Here is a 23318-nt window from a genome sequence, read left to right as displayed (position 1 = left end):
GGTGCTCCTATTTCGTGACGTCCGGGTCCTGCATGACCTTGAGGGTAGAGGACTCCGGATCAAATTCATCTTCTTCCAGCTCTATGAACTCTTCGGGCAGGAAAATGTTCAGCAGAATTGCACAGAACGCGCCCACCGTGATCGGCGACTCGAAGATGTTGTGCAGCGCCTTGGGCAGGTCGCGCAGCACTTCCGGTACGGCGGCCACGCCCAGGCCCATGCCCAGGGAAATCGCCACGATCAGCACATTGCGTCGGTGCAGCCCGGCTTCGGCGAGGATCTTGATCCCGGCCACGGCCACCGTGCCGAACATGATCAGGGTGGCGCCGCCGAGCACCGGCTTGGGCATCAGTTGCAGCACTGCGCCGATCATCGGGAACAGCCCCAGCAGCACCAGCAGGCCGGCGATGAAGTACGCCACATAGCGGCTGGCCACGCCGGTCAACTGGATCACCCCGTTATTCTGCGCGAAGGTCACCATCGGCAGGCTGTTGAACGTGGCGGCCATGGCCGAGTTGAGGCCGTCGGCCAGCAGGCCCGACTTGATGCGTTTGATATACAGCGGGCCTTTGACCGGTTGTTGCGAAATCATCGAGTTGGCAGTCAGGTCGCCAGCGGCTTCCAAAGGCGAAATCAGGAAGATTACCGCCACCGGGATAAACGCCACCCAATCAAACGAGAACCCATACTTGAACGGCACCGGCACGCTGATCAGCGGCACGTGAGGCAGTGCTGCCAGATCGACCCGGCCCATGCACCAGGCCACTACAAAACCCAGCGTCAGGCCGATCACGATTGAACCCAGGCGCAGGAACGGGTTGCTGAAGCGGTTGAGGACCACAATGGTCAGCAGCACCAGCGCCGCCAGGCCCATGTTGCCGGCCGCGCCCAAATCGCTGGCGCCATAACCGCCGGCCATATCGGTGACCGCCACTTTGATCAGCGACAAGCCCATCAAGGTAATGATGGTGCCGGTCACCACCGGTGTGATCAGCTTGCGCAGCTTGCCGATGAACTGGCTCAGCACCACTTCGATAAAGGCTGCAAAAAAGCAGATACCAAAGAGCGTCGACAGAATTTCATCGGTGCCGCCGCCCCGGGCCTTGACCATAAAACCGGCGCTGAGAATCACGCTGATAAACGAAAAGCTGGTGCCCTGCAGGCACAACAGACCCGAACCGACCGGGCCGAATGTGCGCGCCTGCACAAACGTGCCGAGCCCGGACACAAACAGCGCCATGCTCACCAGGTACGGCACCTCGCTTTCAAGGCCCAGTACGCCGCCGACGATCAAGGTGGGGGTGATGATGCCGACGAAACTGGCGAGCACATGCTGCAATGCGGCAAAAATCGCGGCGGTGAAGTGCGGGCGATCTTCCAGGCCGTAGATCAGGTCGGATTTATAGCGGGGGCGAGGGGGTTGAGCGTCAGACACAATACAGGCCCGGTAGGGAAAGGGGGGCGCAGGATGCCAGAAAGTGCCGGCCGTCAGAAGTGTGTAAAAAATTTTCGAAACACCCTGCATTAGATCGCGGCACCTGCCGATACCGTATTCAAGCCCACACAACTCTTACAACAGTGGTGCCCAAAGATCAGAGCGGTGCGTTGACGCCCACTGATCGTGTCGCGGCAGGGACGCTCGCCCACTCTTTCTCGAGAGCAGCCCTATGTCCCTACGTAATCTGAATATTGCCCCGCGCGCGTTCCTCGGTTTTGCGTTCATTGCGTTGCTGGTCGTGATGCTCGGCGTATTTGCCGTTAACCGCATGACACAGATTCGCCAGTCTTCCCTGGACATGGGGACCATCCAATTACCCAGCATGAAATTTCTCGGCAACATGACGGAAAACGTCCTGCGCTTGCGCATCCTGTCGTTCCGGATATTGATCAACCGTGAGCCTGCGGCCCTTGAGGAGGCCAAGACCCGCGTAGCGGTGTTGGTCGACAAGGTCAAGCAGGCCCAGCGTGCTTACGCGGTCATGCCGGCAGGCCCGGAAGAGGCGGCGCTGTACAAAGCCTTCGCCGCGACCCTCGATAATTACCTCGCGGCGCAGGCCGAGATGATGTCGCTGTCGCAGCAGAACAAAGTCGAGGAAATGCGTAGCCTCATCAATACGCGGATCAAGGACGGTACGGATCTGATGGGCGAGCAGCTGAACAAACTGATCGCCATCAACAGCGCCGATGCCGACCAGGCCGGCCGGGACGCTGAAGGCAGCTACCAACAGGCCGTCAGCGGCATCATCATCGTTTCGGTGGTGGCGGCGTTGATGACGGTGTTACTCGCCTGGTTGCTGACCCGCAGTATCGTTGCGCCGCTGCGCAAAGCGGTGCAAGTGGCCGAAACCATCGCCAGCGGTAACCTGACCACGCTCGTCGAAGATGCTGGCAAGGATGAACCGGCCCGCCTGCTTGGCGCTTTGTCCGCGATGCAGACCCACCTGCGCCAGACCATCCAGCACATTGCCGGTTCGGCTACGCAACTGGCCTCTGCTGCCGAAGAATTGAGCGCCGTTACCGAGGAAGCCTCCAGAGGCCTGCAACAACAAAATAACGAAATCGATCAGGCCGCCACCGCCGTCAACGAAATGACCGCCGCCGTGGAAGAAGTGGCGCGCAATGCGGTGTCCACCTCTGAAGCGTCCAGCCAGTCCAACCAGGCGGCGCGCGAAGGCCGTGACCGTGTGGTGGAGACAGTCGGCGCGATTCAGACCATGACCCAGGACGTACAAACCACCTCGGTGATGATCGAAGGCCTGGCGACGCAGGGCCGTGACATCGGCAAGGTGCTGGACGTGATCCGCGCGATTGCCGAACAGACCAACCTGCTGGCGCTCAACGCAGCGATTGAGGCGGCACGCGCCGGTGAAGCCGGGCGTGGCTTTGCGGTGGTGGCCGATGAAGTGCGGGCGCTGGCGCATCGCACCGCGCAGTCGACCCAGGAAATCGAGAAAATGGTCGCCGGCATTCAGACGGGTACCGGCGAAGCGGTGCAGTCGATGCAACAAAGCAATCAGCGCACCCAAAGCACCCTGGAAATGGCCCGTGCCGCCGGTGTGGCGCTGGAGCAGATTACGCAGTCGATCAGTTTGATCAACGAGCGCAACCTGGTCATCGCCAGTGCTTCTGAAGAGCAGGCCCAAGTGTCCCGCGAGGTGGACCGCAACCTGATCAACATCCGCGACCTGGCGACTCAGTCGGCAGCCGGCGCCAACCAGACCAGCGCCGCCAGCCACGAGCTATCGCGCCTGGCGGTGGATTTGAACGCGATGGTCGCGCGGTTCGTGATCTGATGATCGAGGCATGTTGGGTGTGCGTTGCTCCCTGTTTTCGCTCAGTTTTTGCCAATGCCCAGTAGCCGACTTGAGGGGGGCAAGCACAAGCAGAGCGGCTTTATGGTGGGAGCGGGCTTGCCTGCGATGCAGGCACCGCGGTGTACCAGGCCCACCGGGTTGATGGCATCGCAGGCAAGCCAGCTCCCACCTTTGACCGAGTACACACGCCACCCATCTACCTGATGCACAGAGATCCAACTGTGGGAGCGGGCTTGCCCGCGAAGGCGGTAGGTCAGTCAGCTCATGTATCACTGGCCCACCGCTTTCGCGAGCAAGCCCGCTCCCACAAGTTGACCGAGTGCAGCTGCCAGCACCGCAGTGCTTTGCTTTTCTGTGGGAGCTGGCCGGGTACACACGCCACCCCTCTACCTGATGCATTGCGATCCAAATGTGGGAGCGGGCTTGCCCGCGAAGGCGGTGGTTCAGTCAGCTCATGTATCACTGGCCGACCGCTTTCGCGAGCAAGCCCGCTCCCACAAGTTGACCGAGTGCAGCTGCCAGCACCGCAGTGCTTTGCTTTTCTGTGGGAGCTGGCCGGATACACACGCCACCCCTCTACCTGATGCACTGCGATCCAACTGTGGGAGCGGGCTTGCCCGCGAAGGCGGTAGGTCAGTCAGCTCATGTATCACTGGCCCACCGCCTTCGCGAGCCAGCCCGCTCCCACAAGTTGACCGAGTGCAGCTGCCAGCACCACAGTGCTTTGCTTTTCTGTGGGAGCTGGCTTGCCTGCGATGCAGGCACCTAGGTCTATCAGGTACACCGGGTTGATGCCATCGCGAGCAAGCCAGCTCCCACCTTTGATCGAGTACACACGACAGCCCTCTACCTGATGCACAGAGATCCAACTGTGGGAGCGGGCTTGCCCGCGAAGGCGGTAGGTCAGTCAGCTCATGTATCACTGGCCTACCGCTTTCGCGAGCAAGCCCGCTCCCACAAGTTGACCGAGTGCAACTGCCAGCACCGCAGTGCTTTGCTTTTCTGTGGGAGCTGGCCGGGTACACACGCCACCCCTCTACCTGATGCACTGCGATCCAAATGTGGGAGCGGGCTTGCCCGCGAAGGCGGTGGGTCAGTCAGCTCATGTGTCACTGGCCCACCGCCTTCGCGAGCAAGCCCGCTCCCACAAGTTGACCGAGCTCAGCTGCCAGCACCACAGTGCTTTGCTTTTCTGTGGGAGCTGGCCGGGTACACACGCCACCCCTCTACCTGATGCACTGCGATCCAAATGTGGGAGCGGGCTTGCTCGCGAAGGCGGTGGTTCAGTCAGCTCATGTATCACTGGCCCACCGCTTTCGCGAGCAAGCCCGCTCCCACAAGTTGACCGAGCTCAGCTGCCAGCACCACAGTGCTTTGCTTTTCTGTGGGAGCTGGCTTGCCTGCGATGCAGGCACCTCGGTGTATCAGGCACAACCAGTTGATGCCATCGCAGGCAAGCCAGCTCCCACCTTTGATTGAGTTCAGCCTTCAAGGTCAGGCCGCCTCGGCTTTGCTTTTGCTTCTACCACTCAGGTCGGCTACTAGGCCGCCGTGCTCTGCTTTTGATCTTGATATACACCCCCCCGGCCAAACCAAGCCCCCGCGCTCACACCTCACCCACCACAACCCAACGCTCTTCACGGGCCGCCACACGAATCGCCGTTGCCAACTGCTCAACCGCCCATGCCCCCTCAAAGTCAGTGCCCCCCGCGCCTTGCCCCGCCAGCGCCATGATCAATTCGTGCACTTCCAGCGTCTTCAACTCGTTGTACCCCAGTTGATGCCCGGCCGCCGGGCTGAACGCGGCATAGCCGGGCAGGGCAGGGCCGGCCAGCAACCGTTGGAATCCGTCCTGGCCGAGCCGACACACTCGCAGTTCATTCAAGCGCTCCTGATCGAACGCCAGCGTGCCTCGCGTACCGCTGATTTCAAAACTCAGGTGGTTCTTGTAACCATGCTTGAGCCAGCTGCTGCTCACCGTGCCGCGCGCGCCATTGGCAAAGCGCAAGAGTGCGTGCACCTGGTCGTCCACCGCGATGGGTTTACAGTCACTGCTGCCGTGGACGAGCGGGCGTTGGGCGTGGACGGTCTGGGTGTCGGCGCACACGCTGTGCACCTCACCCACCAGATAGCGCGCCATCGACAGCAAATGACTGCCCAAATCCGCCAGGGCGCCGCCGGCATGGGCCACGTCACAGCGCCACGACCACGGTGAGGCCGGGTCGGCCATGAAATCTTCGCTGAACTCGCCCTGGAAACTGATGATCTCGCCCAACTCGCCATCGGCAATCATTTGCCGCGCCAGGCTGATCATCGGGTTGTGCTGGTAGTTGTAGCCCACCCGCGTGACCACGCCGGCCGCACTGGCGGCGCGGCGCATGGCCTCGGCCTGCGGCAGGCTGACGGCCAGCGGTTTTTCGCAATACACCGCCTTGCCCGCTGCAATCGCCGCCATGGCCATGGGGTAATGCAAGTGATTGGGCGTGGTGATGGCCACGACATCGACCTTGGGGTCATTGATCAGCGCCTGCCAGTCGCCGTGGGCCTGGGCAAACCCCCATGCGCTAGCGCAACGCTGTGCGCGTTCGGTGTCGGCATCGGCCAAGGCGGCCAGGTTGAGGTGTACCGGCAGTTCGAATACCGCGCGGGCATTGTTGAACGCCAAGGCATGGGCGCGCCCCATGAAGCCCGTGCCGATCAGGCCGATTCCGAGTTCACGCATAGCGGTGGTCCTTTGGATTATTGTTTTCAGGACGTGTATTAATGGAATAAATATTCTCTAAATTCAATAGATAGAATAAATATTCATTAATCAGCCTGGCTAATGCACTCATATTCAGCCCATCGTCATCGCCCGCCAGTTAACAAAAGATAACGTAGCGCCGATTGTCAGACGATTCGAAAGCCCGATAGGATGGCCCCTGCTTCCTTCAGGCGCTCTAGATTGCAGGTTTCAGAGGCCGGCAAGGCAAGACGACCTAACAATAATAAATCGGGAGAAAGGTCTATGAGTGAGCCTGTCATGGGTTGGGTTGTTTGCCGCCCGCGCGTCGCACGCAAGGTTGCGATGCTGGCTACAGCGCTCTCGCTGCTGGGGGTGTTGTCGACACCCGTGCTGGCAGCCGATGAAGCCGGCGCACCGCCGGCATTTGCGATTCAATCCCCCAAGGCCGCCAAAGGCCTGATGATCGACGTGGTGCACGCCGGCTCCCGCCTGGTGGCGGTCGGTGATCGCGGGCACATCCTCTATTCCGATGACCAGGGCAGCACCTGGACCCAAGCCCAAGTGCCGACTCGGCAACTGCTCACGGCGGTGTTTTTCATCGATGAAAAACACGGCTGGGCTGTCGGCCACGACGCACAGATTCTTGCAAGCGCCGATGGCGGCGTCACCTGGACCCAGCAATACCAAGACCTCAAACGCGAAGCCCCCTTGCTCGACATCTGGTTCAAGGATGCCGAGCACGGCCTGGCCGTGGGCGCCTACGGTGCGTTGATCGAAACCACCGACGGCGGCAAAACCTGGGAAGACGTCAGCGACCGCCTCGACAACGAAGACCAGTTTCACCTCAACGCCATCGCCTCTATCAAGGACGCCGGGCTGTTTATCGTCGGCGAGCAGGGCAGCATGTTCCGCTCCAGTGACGACGGCCAGACCTGGGAAAAGCTCGAAGGCCCGTATCAGGGCTCGCTGTTTGGCGTGATCAGTACCGCTCAACCCCACACCCTGTTGGCCTATGGCCTGCGCGGCAATCTCTACCGCTCCACAGATTTTGGCAGCACCTGGGAACAGGTTGAGCTGAACGCGGCGCGGGGTGCCCTGGAATTCGGCTTGTCCGGCGCCACGTTGCTCGACGACGGTTCGCTGGTGGTGGTCGGCAACGGTGGCAGCGTGGTGATCAGCCATGACGACGGGCAGACCTTCAGCGTGTTCAATCGCCCGGACCGCATTTCACTCTCGGCGGTCACCGCGGCGGGCAACGGCAACTTGATTCTGGTCGGGCAGGGTGGCGTGCGTGTGGCCTCCGCCGCCGGTGCAGAGCTCTCAAAATAATAAGAAGGCGGGGTTTCAATGAGCAGTCATCACAACGATAAAGCGACCTTTCTTGAGCGCCTGATCTTCAACAATCGCCCGGCAGTGATCGTCATTTGCCTGCTGGTGAGCATTTTTCTGTTCTGGCAGGCGACGTTGATTCGCCCCTCCACCAGTTTTGAAAAGATGATCCCGCTCAAACACCCCTTCATCGAAAAGATGATGGAACACCGCAACGACCTGGCCAACCTGGGCAACACGGTGCGCATCTCCGTGGAGGCCAAGGACGGTGACATCTTCACCAAGGAGTACATGGAGACCCTGCGCCAGATTAACGACGAGGTGTTCTACATCTCCGGCGTTGACCGCTCGGGCCTCAAGTCGCTGTGGAGCCCCAGCGTGCGCTGGACCGAGGTCACCGAGGAAGGTTTTGCCGGCGGCGAAGTGATCCCGCAGAGCTACAACGGCTCGCCGGAAAGCCTCGACCAGTTGCGCAACAACGTGCTCAAGTCCGGCCAGGTGGGGCGCCTGGTGGCCAACGACTTCAAGTCGAGCATTGTCGACATTCCGCTGCTGGAGTCCTACCCGGACCCGCAGGACCAGGGCAAGTTGCTGGCCCTGGACTACCGCAAGTTTTCCCACGAACTTGAAGACAAGATCCGCGACAAGTTCGAAGCGCAAAACCCCAACGTCAAGATTCACATCGTCGGGTTTGCCAAGAAGGTCGGCGACCTGATCGACGGCCTGGTCATGGTGGTGATGTTCTTCGGCATCGCATTCGTCATCACCCTGATTCTGCTGCTGTGGTTCACCAACTGCCTGCGCAGCACCGTCGCGGTGTTGAGCACCACGCTGGTGGCGGTGGTGTGGCAGCTCGGCCTGATGCACTTCTTCGGTTTCGGCCTCGACCCGTATTCGATGCTGGTGCCGTTCCTGATCTTCGCCATCGGTATTTCCCACGGCGTGCAGAAGATCAACGGCATTGCCTTGCAATCCAGTGAGGCGGACAACGCGCTGACCGCCGCCCGACGCACGTTCCGGCAATTGTTTTTGCCGGGGATGATCGCGATTCTCGCCGACGCGGTGGGCTTTATCACCTTGCTGATCATCGACATCGGCGTGATCCGCGAGCTGGCCATCGGCGCCTCCATTGGCGTGGCGGTGATCGTGTTCACCAACCTGATCCTGCTGCCGGTGGCGATCTCCTACGTAGGCATCAGTAAACGCGCCATCGCCAAGAGCAAAAAGGACGCGCACCGCGAACACCCGTTCTGGCGCCTGCTGTCCAAATTCGCCAGCGCCAAAGTCGCGCCGGTGTCCATCCTGCTGGCGCTGATCGCCTTCGGTGGCGGCCTCTGGTACAGCCAGAACCTGAAAATCGGCGACCTCGACCAGGGCGCACCGGAACTGCGCCCTGACTCGCGCTACAACAAGGACAACAACTTCATCATCAACAACTACTCCACCAGCTCCGACGTGCTGGTGGTAATGGTCAAGACCCGTGCCGAAGGCTGCTCGCGCTATGAAGCCATGGCGCCTATCGACCAGTTGATGTGGAAAATGCAGAACACCGAAGGCGTGCAGTCGGCGATCTCGTTGGTGACCGTGTCCAAGCAGATGATCAAGGGCATGAACGAGGGCAACCTGAAATGGGAAACCCTGTCGCGCAACCCCGACGTGCTGAACAACTCCATCGCCCGCGCCGACGGCCTGTACAACAACAATTGCTCGCTCGCGCCGGTGCTGGTGTTCCTCAACGACCACAAGGCCGAAACCCTCGACCGCGCGGTGCATGCGGTGCAGGACTTCGCCAAGGAAAACAACAAGGACGGCCTGGAATTCATCCTCGCTGCCGGCAACGCCGGGATCGAAGCGGCGACCAACGAGGTGATCAAAGAGTCGGAACTGACCATCCTCATCCTGGTGTACCTGTGCGTGGCGACCATGTGCATGATCACCTTCCGCTCATGGGCCGCCACCCTGTGCATCGTGCTGCCGCTGGTGCTGACCTCGGTGCTGGGCAACGCGTTGATGGCGTTCATGGGTATCGGCGTCAAGGTCGCGACCCTGCCGGTGGTGGCGCTGGGCGTGGGCATCGGCGTGGACTACGGCATTTACATCTACAGCCGTCTGGAAAGCTTCCTGCGCGCCGGCCTGCCACTGCAAGAGGCCTACTACCAAACCCTCAAGTCGACCGGCAAAGCCGTGCTGTTCACCGGCTTGTGCCTGGCTATCGGCGTGTGCACCTGGATTTTCTCGGCCATCAAGTTCCAGGCCGACATGGGCCTGATGCTGACCTTCATGCTGCTGTGGAACATGTTCGGTGCGCTGTGGCTGCTGCCGGCGCTGGCACGGTTCCTGATCAAGCCTGAAAAACTCGCGGGGCAGAAGGGCAACTCGCTGTTTGCACACTGAGCCCGACACCGTCGTGCAGTGCCGTGCGGCAAGGGTGCAACGCCCTTGCCACACGGCATCTCAGGTTGTGAAGTGGCCCAGCGCAATGCTCAGGGCACGGCGTCAGCGCAGGGCCCGTGGCATTGGCGCGATCGCCAGGAACAACTGATCCACGGGCGGCGTAATCAGCACATACAGAATGTGGGTCAGCGGTTCGCCGCCGGGTTCCGTGCGGGTATGAAGGTCGGCCTGGACATGTTGCTTGAGCAGGTCCTTCTGTGTGTACTTGCGCTGTTCCGGCAGCTTCAGGTGGGCCCGCGTGTAGTCGGCGGGCAGGGCGTCGGCGTTGGCGTAATGAAAGTGCGCATACCACAACACCACCGGCGGTTTTTTGGCCTTGTCGTACACCGCGTACTCAGTGAAGAAGTCGCCGCTGAGGGTCGGGCGTTGCGGGTCGGCCAGGCTGGTCAGGTTGATGTCGATCTGTTTTTGTTCCCACAGATAATTGAGGCTCTCCTGGGTCGGCCATTGCCGTTTGTACGCCTCACTGCACACGCGCTGCGCCAGCCGGCCGATGTCCCGGGCGTGTGCCCGGTATTCATCGATCAGGCGTTGCACCGCGGTTTTTTGCGCCAAATGGTCGCGTGCCAACTCATCGGCCAAGGCCGTGAGCTTTCCGGCGTGGGCCATCAGCAATTCATTCCAGCCACTCGGGTCGACATGTTGACGGGTCAGCGGCGAGTCGAGTTTTTGCTGCTCGGCCGTGATCAGCTGTTCAATGCCTTTGCGTTGTTCGATCAGCGCCTGGGCCAGGCCTTTGAGGGTTGCCAGTGAGCGACCTTGGGCTGTGCCTGCCGGGGCAGCCACTGGGTCCTTGGCGGTGTTGGCCCAACCGTCTTCGTGGCGGCTGAACGAGGCAATGGTTTCGCCAGTCAAGGCGTCGGTGAGGGTGAGTTGCTCCTGGCTGTTCTGGGCATCGGCAGGCTTGAGCTCACCGATGAAGTACGCCTTTTTGCGGGTTTTGAACACGCGCTTGGCCGGGTTTTTGGGACGCAGGGTTTTCGATAAGGGCAGCTCGACGTCCAGCTCTTCCTGTTTGCGTACCACCGCTTCAAGTTCGCTTTGCGCAAGCGCCTGGGCAAATTCAAGGCCTCTCAGCAGGCGTTCGGCCTCCGGGCGCAAGCGCCCAGGGTTGAGGGCCTTGAGGGCGCGAATCGCGTCCTCATGACGGCGGTACCGGTCAAGGACCGTCTCATACACATTACGTTGCTCGGCCAGCGGGTACTCGGCACCGCTGCGCACTTCCACATGAGACTGCAGGGCTTGGGCCAGGTCGCTCTGTTCGAGGCGGTTGAGGTAAAACTCCTCCAGGGGTGGCAGTCGTCGGTCGGCCGTCGCCAGGGTGGCGGCGGCGAGGTAATTGAGCGCACTGAGCCTCAGGTTGTTGGCGAAAAAATTCTGCGGGTATTGGATCAGCGTCAGGCATTCCTGGCGGATCACACGGCCCGCCACCGAGTCATCTTCCAGTTGTTCGAGCGTATGCTCCATGGCCGCCGCGACCTCGGCCATGTGCTCGCGAATATTGGCCGATTCAACCGTGTTGCGGATGTATTCGTCGTAGACGGCGGTGTTTCCCAGCAGGTTGTCGACAAACATCCTGCGCGCCATCTGCGCCATGGGCTCGCCCGCGCTGGAAAAACGCATGGCGTTCAACCGGTCCACCAACAACGTCTGGATGGCCGACTGCTGGTTCCAAATGGTCCCCAGGATTTTTGCCCGATCAAGCACGTGCACGCCGGCGCCGCCGACCTTTTCCAGTTCCTGGCCCACCTTGACCATTTCCAGGCGTGGGGGCAGGGACTGGGCAAATTGGTCTTCGAGGTTCTGCAGCAGAATCTGAAACTCGGTGCGTCGTTGCTGGTGGTTCAGGGTCTCCTGCTGGTGCCGCGCCGACAGGGCGGGCCGCCGCTCGGGCGGCGCTTTTTGCAGAAGATTCCAGACCAATTGCACGGTTTTGCGTTGGTTTTTCAAGGCGGTGGCGGCGGACCACATGCGCTCCATCGATGCCAGGAAGGGCGCCATCAAGGGGGTTATTTGCGTATCGAGTGCCTGCGCGCGTGCGAGCAGCTCGTTTTTTCTACGCTGGTTTTCCTCGCGCAAGGCCGCCATCCGCTTGGGGCCACCGCCCACCAGCTTAAGGCCGCGGTCCAGTGTCCAATGGCCTTTTCCATCGGTGCAAAGCTTGATGCCGGGGTGGTCGATTTTTTCGGGGTGCACGATATACACGTCGCCAAAACCGGGAACGATGCTGGCCCTGAACAGCAACCCACCGACCGAGGCATGCCAGACCCCGTTGAGGTTGTACAAACCCAGGTGACGCCCGAGGCGGACCTGTGCAGGTGCGGGCTGCGGCCAGGGCACGCTGAATGCCCGCAGTTTTTCCAGCAGCGCTGCCGATGCAGCGTCGCTGGCCAGCGAATGATCGAAATCCAGCAGCGTGCGGCCACCGCCGGGCGGTTCGGAAGGCAGGCCGACCGTGCCACGTTCAATGATCGCCGGCGGGCTGTTTGCCGGGCCGAAAACTGCTCGCCGCAACGCCGGCTGCGTGGGCAAGGCTTCCTCACGTGCAGGGTGTACCGGCGCCGCCGTCAGCGAGCCCTGATGCACCAGCAGCAGGGCGATGTTTTGCAGCAGATCGACCCACGCCAGCGCCCGCGTCTGAGGGTCGTCACTTTCCAGCGCTGGCACATCGTGCGTGAGGCCCTGCACCAGTTGCATCAGCCAGCCGATTGCCGCCAGTGGTCCGCGCACGGCCATCAGCAGGGTGTTGAAGCCCAGCTGCATACCTTCCAGGATCAACGCCCAGCGGCTCTCGCTATTGGACGTGGACTCGCGCTCAGCCTGCGCCAGCAGTTGCTGAGTTTCGCAGCCAAACAGGTACTCCATGAGGCTGCCATTGTTCAGGGCCTGGAGGATTTCGTCGCTGCTCTGGTCGCCCGCGGCGGCCAATTGCGCCGGTTCAGGCACGCGCGGCAGCGGATCGAATTCCGAGCCCAGGCCGACCCGCACGTAGTGGGGCTGGGTAAACCCACCGTTGCTGTAGATGGCCCTGGCCGAGTCCGGCAACCAGGTCAAGACGCTGTCCTGCAACGCGCCGGGCCGTACGAGGGCGGCCAGCAGGCTGTCGCGACTGGCAAACTCCAGCAGCGAGTCGCGATAGGCGGGCCGATACAGCAGGTGCGGGCCTCGTTGCGTATCGAGGGGCTCGATGATGAACATGTTTTGCACCACGTCCGCCGTGGCGCCGGGCTTGCGCACCAAGGCCAGCACCCGCATGACGAGGCTTTCGCCGCCGACCTGGCGCCCCGTGGGGGTCGGGTTCAGCACGGCCTCCACCCACTGAACGCCGCGCGATGTCAGGCCTGCTTCGCCTTTTAGCTTGTGCTCCAGCGCTTGGGTTTTCAGCTGCACCGGCCGTTGCTGTTCGAACAGTCGTGTGCGTTTTTGTGCGGCCTCGGTATCGCTGAGCAGCGCCTGGCGCAGGTAATGAGGGTAATTGTTGCCGATGTCGACACGCTGGACCAGTTGGCGAAGGCCGTCGGCTGTCAGCCAGGGTTCGATTACCCGGCCGGTGCGGTGGCTGAGTGTCATACGGCCTTTGGGCGCGCCCGAGAGGTTTTTCAGGGCCAGATCGACCAGGCTCAGGGTCACCGGCTCGACATAACCGCCGGCCAGAGTGCCCACCGCCACGTGAAAGGTCAGTTGCAAATCGTCGGCGTGGTAGCCGCTCGACCGAGCGGCATCGTCGCAGGCGCGTTGGCCACCCAGGGCGACGCTGCGATCCAGGCACAGTTGCTGATTCAAATGTTCGGTTGCATAGCTGCGCAGGGTTTCCAGGCTGTCGACATCGGAATCGCCAAGGGTCAAGCGGCGGATCGCGGCCTGTTCAAGCAGGCACTGACGGTAGGCAAGGCGCTCGGCCGCGCCAGCGTGCTGCAGCCAGGCGGGCAGGGCTGCGCGGATCGAATTCAGGGTCGCCAGCGGTGTGGTGGTCGAGTGGCTGAAGACCTGCGCCGGGTTTGTAGCGCCAGCAAACCGCAGCTCCAGGGCCTGCACGCTGGACCCGGCCGGGAGCTCAATGGCCGCGAGAGTGTCCAGCTGCCCCTCGAGTATGAGCGCGGCTTGTACCTCGAAAATGTTGCCGTCGGGCTCGTACTGCTTCCAGGTCATCCGCTGCGCGCGAAAACGCTGCTGCAGGTGCATTCCCCAGGCCTGGCCGAAGGCATCGAGGTCGGCGTACGCCTCGATCTGCCCCGATACGCGGCACAGCAACACCTGCGCAGGGGCGACCACCAGCACATCGCAGGCTTGCAGGGTAAGTCGGCTGCCTGCCTGCTCCAGAACGGTTTCCAGGGTATAGGCACGCACGGCCTTCTGCGGCCAAGGGCGCTGGGCGCGCGTACGGCGGTCGGGGTAACGGGCCAGTGTGATGAGCGTATCGAGCTGCGGTGCCAGGTTCCCTGGCTGGCGAATGGCCGAGTCGAGCAGAGCGCCTTGCAGCACGTGGGCCAGCCACTGCCAGCGGCTGCCGCCGGGATCCGTGTCCTGGCTCCAGTAGGCAGCCAGGGCGTCTTGAAAGGCGATGCTCAGAATCAGCGGCAATTCTCTGATAACGGCTTCGATCACTGCCAGGTCGTAGTCGTGCCGGCCATTGGCCTCAAAGGTCAGCCGGGTACCCGTGGCGTCGCCCAGGTAACAGTCCAGGCCGTAGCGCATGGACACATCGGGAAAGCTGCCATCGGCCAGGTGACTGAGCGCCACCTCCAGCAGCGGGAACAGGCTGCGTCCGCCGCCGTCACGGGGTATGGCCAGGCGCAGGTCCGCAAGCGGATAGCTCAGCGGCGGGTATTTTTCCTTCAAGTGGTCGGCCAGCAACTGCGCGGTGACGGAGCGCAGTGTCGGGCGAGTGAGAAACCGGGCTTCAACCGCTTGTCGGGCCGGGTGTGCAGCAGGGACGGTGTTCGGGTCTGTCATGGGTATTCCTTTACAGGTGAGCAAAACGCGCCCTTGCAAAGTAATGCGCTGCGTCGCCCGGAGGCGGTAGCCCGTTATGGCTTTAGGTGCGGGCAGCAAACTGGCCTATCATTAGCGCTTTGAACCTGATGAAAGACTGTGATGACCGATAATTTGCCTGCCGTCCTGAAGACTTCTGACATGCTTGAAATCGACGGGCTGCATGCCTTTGATTTCACCTTTGATGAACAGGCCTTGCTGATCACCGCCATGGACGGCCGTGCTGAAAAACGCTGGCGTTTCAGGCTGGAGCAGGTACAGGCCGCCACCTTCGATGACACCTTGCAAAGCTGGACCCTTACCGGTGATTCGGGCGAGCACCGCCTGATCTGCATGAGCGCTTTCACCGGCAACAATAACGACGAGGATGAAGCGGATGATGATGCGTAAATTCTGGCCCCTGCTGATGGCGGGCAGTGTCGGTGCCATGTCGGTGCAAGCCGCACCGGCAGACACCTATGAACTGCTGGTGGGCAGCTACACCGCCGGTACCAGCGAGGGTATCTACCGCCTGCAGTTTGACAGCCGTACCGGCCAATTCAGCGGCAAGCCGGTACTGGCCGCGAAGGCAGCCAACCCGTCGTGGCTGACGATCTCCAAAGACCAGAAGCATTTGTTCGTGGTCAACGAGAACGGCCCGGGCCAGAAAGACCCGGTCGGCCGCGTCAGCAGCTACAGCATTGACCCGCAGAACCATCAGTTGACCCTGATCAACCAGGTGCAGAGCCTGGGCAATGAACCCACCCATTCCAGCCTCGCCGCTGATGGACGTTACCTGTTCGTTGCCAACTATTCGGTACTCGAAGATCCGGGTGGCAGCCTCGCGGTGCTGCCGGTTGACGCCGCTGGCAAGCTGTCGGCGCCGGTGCAACTGAGCGGGCATCCCTCCAGCCGGGTGAACCCGGAGCGCCAGGCCTCCAACCATGTGCATTCGGTGGTGTCATCGCCGGACGGCAAATACGTGTTTGTTCAGGACCTGGGGGCCGACAAAGTGTTTGCCTACCACTACGACCCCAAGGCCAACCCTGAACTGCCGCTGACCCCGGCCAACCCTGCCGCCGTGCCAATGCCACCGGGCAGCGGCCCGCGTCACTTGCTGTTCAGCGCGGATGGCAAGCATGCCTGGCTGACCACCGAGATGAGCGCCCAGGTTGCCGTGTTCGATTACAACGACGGCAAGCTCAGCCAGACCCAACTGGTGGACTTTGCTGCCGGGCAGCCGGTGGCCGACAAGGCCGGCGCGGCGCTGCACGCCTCCAGCGACGGCAAATTCCTGTACGTGAGCAACCGCGGCACCGCCAACCAGATGCTGGTGTTCAGCATCGACCCGGCCACCGCGCACCTCAAGGAACTGCAGCGCCGCTCTGTGGAAGGCGACCACCCGCGCGAGTTCAGCCTGGACCCGAGCGGCAAGTTTTTGCTGATCGCCAACCAGAAAAGCAACGAAATCGTGGTCGTCGAGCGCGACCCCAAGACCGGCCTGCTGGGTAAAACCGTGCAGAAATTGCCGATCGATGCGCCCAGTGACCTGAAGTTCCTGGTGCGTCAATAAGCCACAGGCCCCGCCATGCGGGGCCTGACTCGGTGTATTAATTCTATTAATAGCGGCTACTGTTTCAAAACATTACCAAGGTTCAGCCCTCGGGCGTAAGTTGGGTTCCAAGGCCTCTCCCGGCCACCTAAACCAACGAACACAAGGGTTACCCACATGAACTTGAACCTCTTCTCCATCATCGCCGCTTCCGCTGTTTCCGCCACCGTGGCATTGCCTGCCGCCGCCAGCGTGGAAGTTTCCGGCAAAAAATCCAGCACCAGCGCCTACACCCAGAAATACCTGCAGCAAAGCGCCAACTTCTACGCCGCACTGGATCACAAGACCCAGCACTGAGCGTAAGCTGAGCGACGGTCACCTGTGGGCGCTGGCTTGCCTGCGATGAAAGCAACTCGGTGTATCAGTTGGACCGAGTTGTCGGCATCGCAGGCAAGCCAGCGCCCACAGGTGATTGTGTTGGGTTCAGGGTTTTGCCATTACCGCTACAAACAGCGGTGATTCCAGAAAACGCTGTAGCCAGGCCTGCAACCGGTGATACTCCGTGCCGGCAAACCACTCGCGATCCACGTGCGCGAACTGACGCACAAACGGCGCCAGCGCCACATCGGCCAGGCTCAAATGGTCGGCCAACAAGTATTCATTCCCCGCCAGCAAACCTTCCAGCTTGTGCAAAAACACCTCGCCCTCGGCCCGATAATGTTCCATCGGTTGCTCCGGGTAGCGCTCGGCGTACTTGTATCGATTCAAGTGATGTTTGAAGGCCTGGTCGTTCTCGGCGATCAGGTCCAGCACCCGCGGGTCGCCGTTGAGCAACCAGTCATCAGGGTCGTGCTGCGCCAGGGCCCAATGCATGATCTCCAGGCTTTCCTCAATCACCCGGCCGTCCACGCTCAATACCGGCACCGTGCCCTTGGGCGACAGCGCGAGCATGTCGGCCGGCTTGGCTTTCAGGCTCACCTCGACGATCTGCACGGGCACGCCCGCGTAGCGCAACGCCATGCGCGCGCGCATCGCATACGGGCAGCGCCGGAACGAATACAGCAGCGCCTCGCTCACTTGACCTCCAGCGTGCTCAAGCCATTGCCCTGACGCTTGACCTGGATCTGCACCGGGATGCGCTCGTGCATTTCCTGTACATGGGAAATCACCGCCACCTTGCGGCCCTGGGCCTGCAGACCGTCCAGGGCGTCCATCGCCAATTGCAGCGACTCCGGATCAAGGCTGCCAAAACCTTCGTCGATAAACAGCGACTCGATCTTCAACGTGCTGGACGCCATCGACGCCAGACCCAACGCCAGCGCCAGCGACACCAGGAAGGTTTCGCCCCCGGACAACGAGTGCACCGAGCGCAGTTCATCGCCCATTTCCGTGTCCATCACCAACAGCCCGAGCATGCTGCCACCGCGTTTGAGGCGGTAGCGGCGCACCAGTTGGCGCAATTGCACGTTGGCGTGATGCACGAGCAAGTCCAGGTTATAGGCCTGGGCGATCTTGCGGAACGTGTCGCCGGTGGCCGAACCGATCAGCGCATTCAGGCGCGCCCAGCGTTGCCATTCTTCATAAGCCTGGGTGATCTGTTCGGCCAGCGCGTGGTTGGCGTCCTGGCGGCGCTGGTCTTCGGCCTGGCGCGCGCGCAACTCGGCGCAGTGTTTTTCGCCCTCGGCCAATTGCTGGTTGAGCGTGGCCAGGCTGCCATCGAGTTGCTCGGCGTCCAGGTTGCCGTTGTGCAAGGCCTGATGCTCGGCGAGGCGTTGCTCGCGTTCGTGCAACAGCACCTTGGCTTGTTCGACGGCTTTTTCGCTGTGTTGCACCTGCTGGCGCAGCGCGCTGATCTGGCTGTCATCAAAGGCCAGCAAGCGCGCAAGCCCGGCATCATCCAGCTCGGGGTGCAGCGCCCGCCATTCGCCCAGGCGCTCGTCGAGGCTGTGCTGCTCAGCAGTCAGTGCCTGTTGGCGTTCCTGCTGCGCCTTGAGGTCGGCAGCCAGTTGAATAAGCGCATTACGCAGGTCTTGCAGCTGTTGATTGGCGTCGGTTTCGCGCTGACGTGCCTGCGCCACCGCCTGGTCCAGTTGCTGCTGCCACTGTTCAGCGCTGGCGTGATCGCCCAGCAGCGCCGTGAGTTGTTCCTGCGCGGCCTGTCGCTGCGTAGACAACTCGGTGACGTGCTGATGCAAGACGTCCAGTTGCTGCTGGCGATGCTGCTGATGGGTCTGTTCTTTCTCGATGGCCTGTTGACGTTCCTGCTGCTCGGCCAGTTCATCGCGCTGATGGCCCAGCTGCTCCAGACGCTGGCTGACCTGCTGGTCGAGCTGCATAAAGGTGGCGGCCGGTTCGCGGCGCAAGCCCTCGAGGGTTTCGGCGGGCAGCAGGCTGGCGAAGGCATGCAGCTCTTCGTCGAGACGTTCGCGGTCGTTGGACAGCTCGCGTTGCTGGTCCACCAGCAACTGCCGGGCTTGCTGGCTCGCATCCTGAGCGGCTTGCAACTGCTGCTGCAAACTCCCGGCATTTTGTTGCAGGTTGAGCAGGGCACCCTGGCGTTGTTCGTCCTGGGTGATGCTTTGCGTCAGCTGCGCCAGTTGCTGGGCCAGCCAGGTGCTGCGCTTGGCGGCGTCCTGGTTGAACAGCGAGGCCGACAGCGGGTGTGCATCCAGGCTGGGTTTGAGCGCGTGTTGCTGCGTCGCCAGGTGCTCCTGCTGTTGCAGGAACTCCTTTTGTTGCGCGATCAAACCACCCACTTCCCCGCGCAGCTCGGTAAGTTTTTCCTTGAGCACGTCGACGGCTTTCTGCGCCGTGGCTTCTTCGTTCTCATCATGGCGGCCAAGGCTTTGCAGCAAGGCTTCAGGCTGGTGATAGGGGTGCTCATGGCTGCCGCATACCGGGCAGGGCTGGTCGTCCTGCAACTGCTCGCGCAATTCCTCGACGCTGGCGCTGCGGGCCAGGCGTTGACGTTCGAGCAGTTGCTTGGTCACCGTCAAGGTTTGTTCGGCGACGGCCAGCTCGGCCTTGGTTTGCAGACCGGTCTGGTTCAGTTGTTCGCGCTGTTGCTGCGCGTCCGCAAGTTTCTGCGTCAGGCTGGCGGCCTGTTGATCCAGCTGCTGCTGGTTGTCCCACAGCCGCGTCAGGTCTTCAAAGGCGCGTTGCTGTTTGCGGTTGTCTTGCAGCAGGCTCGCCAGTAGCTGGATCTGCTCGGCGACCGCGTGTGGCTCGGCGCCGGCTTCCTGATACAACAGGTCCAGCGCGTCACGTTGCTGAGCGAACTTCTCGGCGGCGGTGGTGGCGCGTTGTTCCAGCTGCGGCAGTTCGCTCTGGCCTTTGTTCAAGCGATTGCCGATCAGCATCAGCTGTTGCAGACGGTCGCGATAAGCGCTCCAGGCATCGCTCAGCGGCGCCAGGGTGGCGCTGCGCTCCAGCTCGGCAGCCAGGCGTTGCATGCGTTCGGCAACGTGGGTGTGTTTGTCCTGCAAGCCCTTCAGCAAGGTCTGGCCTTGGGTGCAGGCGACTTCGTGTTGCTGTTGGTCCTCGGTGCGTTTGGCCAGGTCCTTGGTCAGGTGGGCGAGGGTGCTTTGTGCTTCAAAGGCCTGGCGTAACAAGGGCACGGCGTCGGCCTGGTGTTTCAGCGCCTCAGCCAGTGCCGCCTGGGCCGCCGCTTGCTGGGCTTGCGCCTGCTCCTGACGCGTGTGCAGCGCGGTTTGCTGCTCGCTGTGCTGCTGAATCTGCGCGGCGAGCGGCGTCAACAACGTGCCGAGTTCAGCCTGTCGAGCAAACTGATGGCGCTGTGGCGCCAAGTGCTCCAGGCGGCTCAGGTCCTGGCGTTGCTGGCCTTGGCCCTCCCAATCGGCCTGCGCGCGTTGCAGTTGCTCAGTCGCGCTCTGTTGGCGCTCCTGCCATTCGCGCAATTCCTTGAGCCAGGTGTGCTGCAACTCCAACTGCTTGAGCTGGGCCTGCTGGGTCTTGAGCTGCTGCTGCGCCGTGGCGAGCTGTTGATCCAGTTCGGCACGGGCCTCGGCGGCCAATGGCACCACGCCGGTGGCCTGGTCTTGCAGTTGTTTGTGCGCGTCCTTGGCATCCTTGGCCTTGTCGAAGGCGCGGCGGCCAAGCTGGGTGTAGAGCGCGGTGTCGGTGAGCTTTTCCAGCAGTTCGCTGCGCTCATTGTCGTTGGCCTTGAGGAACGCGCTGAATTCACTTTGCGCCAGCAACACCGCGCGGGTGAACTGCTCGAAATTCAGGCCCAGGGCCAGCTCCAGCTGAGTCTTGTATTCGGTCTTCTGGCTGGCCAGCAGTTGGTCGCTGTCCAGGTCGATCAGGCTTTGCCGGCTGTTCTGCAACTTGCCGCTGGCCTTGTCGCGGGCGCGGTTGGCTTCCCAGCGCGCACGGTAGCGACGGCCGTTGACGCCGACAAAGTCCACCTCGGCATAACCGCCGCCGGTGCCGCGGCGCAGCAGGGTGCGTGGGTCGCCGATGGAAATGTCGCTGTCGGCATCCGGCATCTTGGCCTGGCCGGTATCGCCCAGGCGTGGCACCGCGCCAAACAGCGCCAGGCACAAGGCATCGAGCAAGGTACTTTTGCCCGCGCCGGTCGGCCCGGTGATCGCAAACAACCCGGCGCTGGCCAGGGGCTCGGCGGTAAAGTCGATTTCAAACGGGCCGGCCAGTGAGGCAAGGTTTTTCAGGCGGATGGCAAGAATCTTCATGGCTGTTCACCCGCCTGTTGCACTTCCTGGAGCAGCACGGCGAAATCCTTCAAGGTCTGTTCATCCACTTCACTGCCGTAGTTGTCCTGCCAGGCGCGGCTGAACAGCTCCTGGGGCGTGAGCTGGTCGAGTTCGACCAGGCGCTCGTCGTCGGTGGCGTCGCTGCCGCGCTTGCCGGCATATTCGGCGGCGATGCGCACCAGGCGCACGGCCTTGCCTTGCAGGGCGGTTTCGATTTGCTGGCGCAGGTCCGGTTGCGGCTCGTCCAGGCGCACCCGCACTTCCAGCCACGGGTGGCGTTGGGTCTCGGCGAGCAGGTCGATGTCGGGCAGATCCGCCAGTTGCTTGAGGATCTCCGCCAGCGGCGCAGCGTCCAGGCGTTGCAGGTTGACCGAGCGCGGAATCAGACGCGGCTCGACGCTGACCAGGCGTTGGCCCTGGAAGACCACGTCGAGAATCTGATGCTTGTAGCCGATTTCGGAAAACGACAGGGGAATCGGCGAGCCGCTGTAGCGAATGCGTTCTTCGCCGTTCACCTTTTGCGGCTTGTGCAAATGGCCCAGGGCCACATAGCTCACGCTGGCATCGAACAGGCTGGCGGGCAGCGCCTCGGCATTGCCGATGATCAGGCTGCGCTCGGAGTCTTCCGACACCGAACCACCGGCCATATGCGCATGGCTGATGGCAATCAGCGCCTGGCCTTTTTTGCGTTTGGCATTGGCGGCGGCGATCAGCCATTCATGCACCTGGCCGATGCCGCGCAGGTAGTCGTCGCCCAAGTGCGCGCCGGTGACTTCCGCCGGGCGCAAAAACGGCAGCGCCAGGCACCAGGCTGCGATCTTGCCTTTGGCGTCAGGCAGCGGGATCAGCAGGCGCTCGGCATCCAGTTGGCCGTCATCCAACCACAGCACGCGGCCCAAGGCATGCGTGCGCAGGCGGCGCATCAACGGCGCGGGCAATTCGATGCGCGAGCCGGAGTCGTGGTTGCCGGCGATCATCACAATCGTGAGTTTCGGGTTGTGTTCGTGGGCGCTGATGATGAAGTCGTACAGCCGCTCCTGGGCCTTGAGCGGCGGGTTGACCGTGTCGAAGATATCGCCGGCGATCAGCAGCACATCGGGCTGCTCGGCTTTTAATTGGCCCAGCAGCCACTCGAGGAAACAGGCGTGTTCGAAGTCGCGTTCCTGGCCATGCAGGTTTTGGCCGAGGTGCCAGTCGGAGGTGTGGAACAGACGCAAGGCGAACTCCGGGGAGAAGATGAAAAGGAGGGGAGTTTACCTGTAAAAGCAGGTTCGGTGCCCGCGGCTGGCCCAGATCAACTGTGGGAGCTGGCTTGCCTGCGATGGTATCGCCTCGGTTTGACTGAAAGACCGAGGTGCCTGTATCGCAGGCACGCCAGCGCCCACAGGGGCTATGCGGCGTGCAGGCAGTTCAGCGCGCGGTCGGCCAAGGTTTTGGCGTTGTTGATCAGGTGTTCGGTGGCGCTCGCCATGTCGCGTTCATGGCCGAGCAGCGTTTGCGTGGTGCCGGCCGCGGTGGCGGCGGCGCAGCGCAGCAGGTCGCAGATTTGGGCCAGGGCGTCTTCGAAGCTGAGGTCGTGATGGGCGACGAAGGACGGCAGTGAGTCGGGTTGCAAGTAATGGAGCAGGGCGCGCTCAAAAATTTCGCGGGGTGGGTCGGGGACGATTTTGTTCATGAATGAAACTCCTAGAAGGTTGGGAGCCATTCTTTTGCAGATCTCACTCGACAAAAGGTGGCAGCTATGTGCGGGGTGAGATAACCGGTAGGAGCACCCGGCCAGACCGAAGTCTGCCCGCACACAGCCGCCATAGAGCATATCGCTCGCGGTTGTGACACTTGGCGCCTACACAGGATCTCACCCCTGATCGCTGATATGCAGCGACGGAGCGAAGGCTAGCCAGTGAGGTGGGCAGGCGCAAGGCCGAAGGATTGTCTAGGAAACTTCCCGCAAATTAAAGGGATGTGGATTGCTGGCCTTTAACAATGCGTGTCGATCAGGCGGCACTGATCTACCGTGGGGGCGGGGGTGGTTGAGTACATATCCGTTGCTGCGGTAACGGCCACTTAGGGTTCCGCTCTTACAGCGGGTCACTTTTGGCAAACGCCCCAAAAGTAACCAAAAGGTCTGTGCCCCACCACTCGGTGCCTCGCCTAGGCTCGGCATTCCCTCACTCCGGCTTGAATCCGTGGGCCGCCGCGATGGGCCATCCATGGCCCAACACGGCTAACCCGGCGTCCTG

At 62.0% G+C, this 23318-nt stretch carries 13 protein-coding genes; 6 read left to right on the top strand and 7 right to left on the bottom strand.

The annotated features are described in order from the left end of the window. Positions 1-7: 7 nt before the first annotated feature. On the bottom strand, positions 8-1435 hold the full coding sequence (locus AB5I78_RS16160; RefSeq protein ID WP_145165690.1) for a nucleobase:cation symporter-2 family protein: 1428 nt from the start codon (positions 1433-1435) through the stop codon (positions 8-10). Positions 1436-1667: 232 nt separating this feature from the next. Here AB5I78_RS16160 and AB5I78_RS16155 point away from each other — a divergent pair, with 232 nt between their 5' ends. Next, positions 1668-3293, top strand: coding sequence for a methyl-accepting chemotaxis protein (locus AB5I78_RS16155; protein ID WP_369303299.1), 1626 nt, complete (start codon positions 1668-1670; stop codon positions 3291-3293). A 1627-nt stretch (positions 3294-4920) separates the two neighbouring features. Here the strand turns inward: AB5I78_RS16155 and AB5I78_RS16150 are convergent. After that, complete coding sequence (locus AB5I78_RS16150; protein ID WP_369303159.1) at positions 4921-6036, bottom strand: Gfo/Idh/MocA family protein; 1116 nt, start codon at positions 6034-6036, stop codon at positions 4921-4923. 300 nt (positions 6037-6336) lie between these two features. Between AB5I78_RS16150 and AB5I78_RS16145 the strand changes: the two genes are divergently transcribed. Continuing rightward, on the top strand, positions 6337-7368 hold the full coding sequence (locus AB5I78_RS16145) for a WD40/YVTN/BNR-like repeat-containing protein (protein ID WP_369303160.1): 1032 nt from the start codon (positions 6337-6339) through the stop codon (positions 7366-7368). 18 nt (positions 7369-7386) lie between these two features. Next, the gene (locus AB5I78_RS16140; protein ID WP_106580502.1) at positions 7387-9762 is read left to right on the top strand and encodes an RND family transporter; all 2376 of its coding nucleotides are present in this window, start codon (positions 7387-7389) and stop codon (positions 9760-9762) included. 102 nt (positions 9763-9864) lie between these two features. Here the strand turns inward: AB5I78_RS16140 and AB5I78_RS16135 are convergent, their stop codons facing one another. Further along, positions 9865-14775, bottom strand: a complete 4911-nt coding sequence (locus tag AB5I78_RS16135) for a hypothetical protein (RefSeq protein ID WP_369303158.1) — start codon at positions 14773-14775, stop codon at positions 9865-9867. Between the two features lie 141 nt (positions 14776-14916). On the opposite strand from AB5I78_RS16135, the gene AB5I78_RS16130 reads away from it, so the two are divergent. The 3 genes from AB5I78_RS16130 to AB5I78_RS16120 all read left to right on the top strand — a co-directional run bounded on the left by AB5I78_RS16130 (position 14917) and on the right by AB5I78_RS16120 (position 16702). Continuing rightward, positions 14917-15204, top strand: a complete 288-nt coding sequence (locus tag AB5I78_RS16130) for a DUF5629 family protein (protein WP_369303157.1) — start codon at positions 14917-14919, stop codon at positions 15202-15204. Further along, positions 15191-16366 carry a lactonase family protein gene (locus AB5I78_RS16125; protein WP_262207732.1) on the top strand — a complete coding sequence of 392 codons (1176 nt, stop codon included), beginning with the start codon at positions 15191-15193 and terminating at the stop codon, positions 16364-16366. The genes AB5I78_RS16130 and AB5I78_RS16125 overlap by 14 nt, the downstream gene beginning before the upstream one ends. A gap of 156 nt (positions 16367-16522) precedes the next feature. Then, positions 16523-16702: a hypothetical protein gene (locus AB5I78_RS16120; protein WP_145166200.1), complete on the top strand. Its 180-nt coding sequence runs from the start codon at positions 16523-16525 to the stop codon at positions 16700-16702. A 126-nt stretch (positions 16703-16828) separates the two neighbouring features. On the opposite strand, the gene AB5I78_RS16115 is transcribed toward AB5I78_RS16120, so the two are convergent. The 4 genes from AB5I78_RS16115 to AB5I78_RS16100 form a co-directional block, all read right to left on the bottom strand. Continuing rightward, positions 16829-17422 (bottom strand): glutathione S-transferase, encoded by a 594-nt coding sequence (locus AB5I78_RS16115; RefSeq protein WP_369303156.1) that lies wholly within the window; start codon positions 17420-17422, stop codon positions 16829-16831. Then, a complete protein-coding gene (locus AB5I78_RS16110; protein ID WP_369303155.1) occupies positions 17419-21057 on the bottom strand; it encodes an AAA family ATPase in 3639 nt (1212 codons plus the stop codon). The genes AB5I78_RS16115 and AB5I78_RS16110 overlap by 4 nt, the downstream gene beginning before the upstream one ends. Further along, positions 21054-22295: an exonuclease SbcCD subunit D C-terminal domain-containing protein gene (locus AB5I78_RS16105; protein WP_369303154.1), complete on the bottom strand. Its 1242-nt coding sequence runs from the start codon at positions 22293-22295 to the stop codon at positions 21054-21056. The genes AB5I78_RS16110 and AB5I78_RS16105 overlap by 4 nt, the downstream gene beginning before the upstream one ends. A 173-nt stretch (positions 22296-22468) precedes the next feature. Then, complete coding sequence (locus AB5I78_RS16100; protein WP_369303153.1) at positions 22469-22753, bottom strand: hypothetical protein; 285 nt, start codon at positions 22751-22753, stop codon at positions 22469-22471. Positions 22754-23318: the final 565 nt, after the last annotated feature.

This window comes from Pseudomonas sp. N2-3-1-14, from assembly GCF_041228395.1.
GTDB lineage: Bacteria > Pseudomonadota > Gammaproteobacteria > Pseudomonadales > Pseudomonadaceae > Aquipseudomonas.
This window is presented reverse-complemented; position numbering and strand designations above follow the sequence as displayed.

Excerpts from the sequence above, each read along its gene's own strand:
- AB5I78_RS16155 (WP_369303299.1), top strand. The coding sequence starts at position 1,668 with ATGTCCCTACGTAATCTGAATATTGCCCCGCGCGCGTTCCTCGGTTTT.
- AB5I78_RS16150 (WP_369303159.1), bottom strand. The coding sequence starts at position 6,036 with ATGCGTGAACTCGGAATCGGCCTGATCGGCACGGGCTTCATGGGGCGC.
- AB5I78_RS16145 (WP_369303160.1), top strand. The coding sequence starts at position 6,337 with ATGGGTTGGGTTGTTTGCCGCCCGCGCGTCGCACGCAAGGTTGCGATG.
- AB5I78_RS16140 (WP_106580502.1), top strand. The coding sequence starts at position 7,387 with ATGAGCAGTCATCACAACGATAAAGCGACCTTTCTTGAGCGCCTGATC.
- AB5I78_RS16135 (WP_369303158.1), bottom strand. The coding sequence starts at position 14,775 with ATGACAGACCCGAACACCGTCCCTGCTGCACACCCGGCCCGACAAGCG.
- AB5I78_RS16130 (WP_369303157.1), top strand. The coding sequence starts at position 14,917 with ATGACCGATAATTTGCCTGCCGTCCTGAAGACTTCTGACATGCTTGAA.
- AB5I78_RS16125 (WP_262207732.1), top strand. The coding sequence starts at position 15,191 with ATGATGATGCGTAAATTCTGGCCCCTGCTGATGGCGGGCAGTGTCGGT.
- AB5I78_RS16120 (WP_145166200.1), top strand. The coding sequence starts at position 16,523 with ATGAACTTGAACCTCTTCTCCATCATCGCCGCTTCCGCTGTTTCCGCC.
- AB5I78_RS16110 (WP_369303155.1), bottom strand. The coding sequence starts at position 21,057 with ATGAAGATTCTTGCCATCCGCCTGAAAAACCTTGCCTCACTGGCCGGC.
- AB5I78_RS16100 (WP_369303153.1), bottom strand. The coding sequence starts at position 22,753 with ATGAACAAAATCGTCCCCGACCCACCCCGCGAAATTTTTGAGCGCGCC.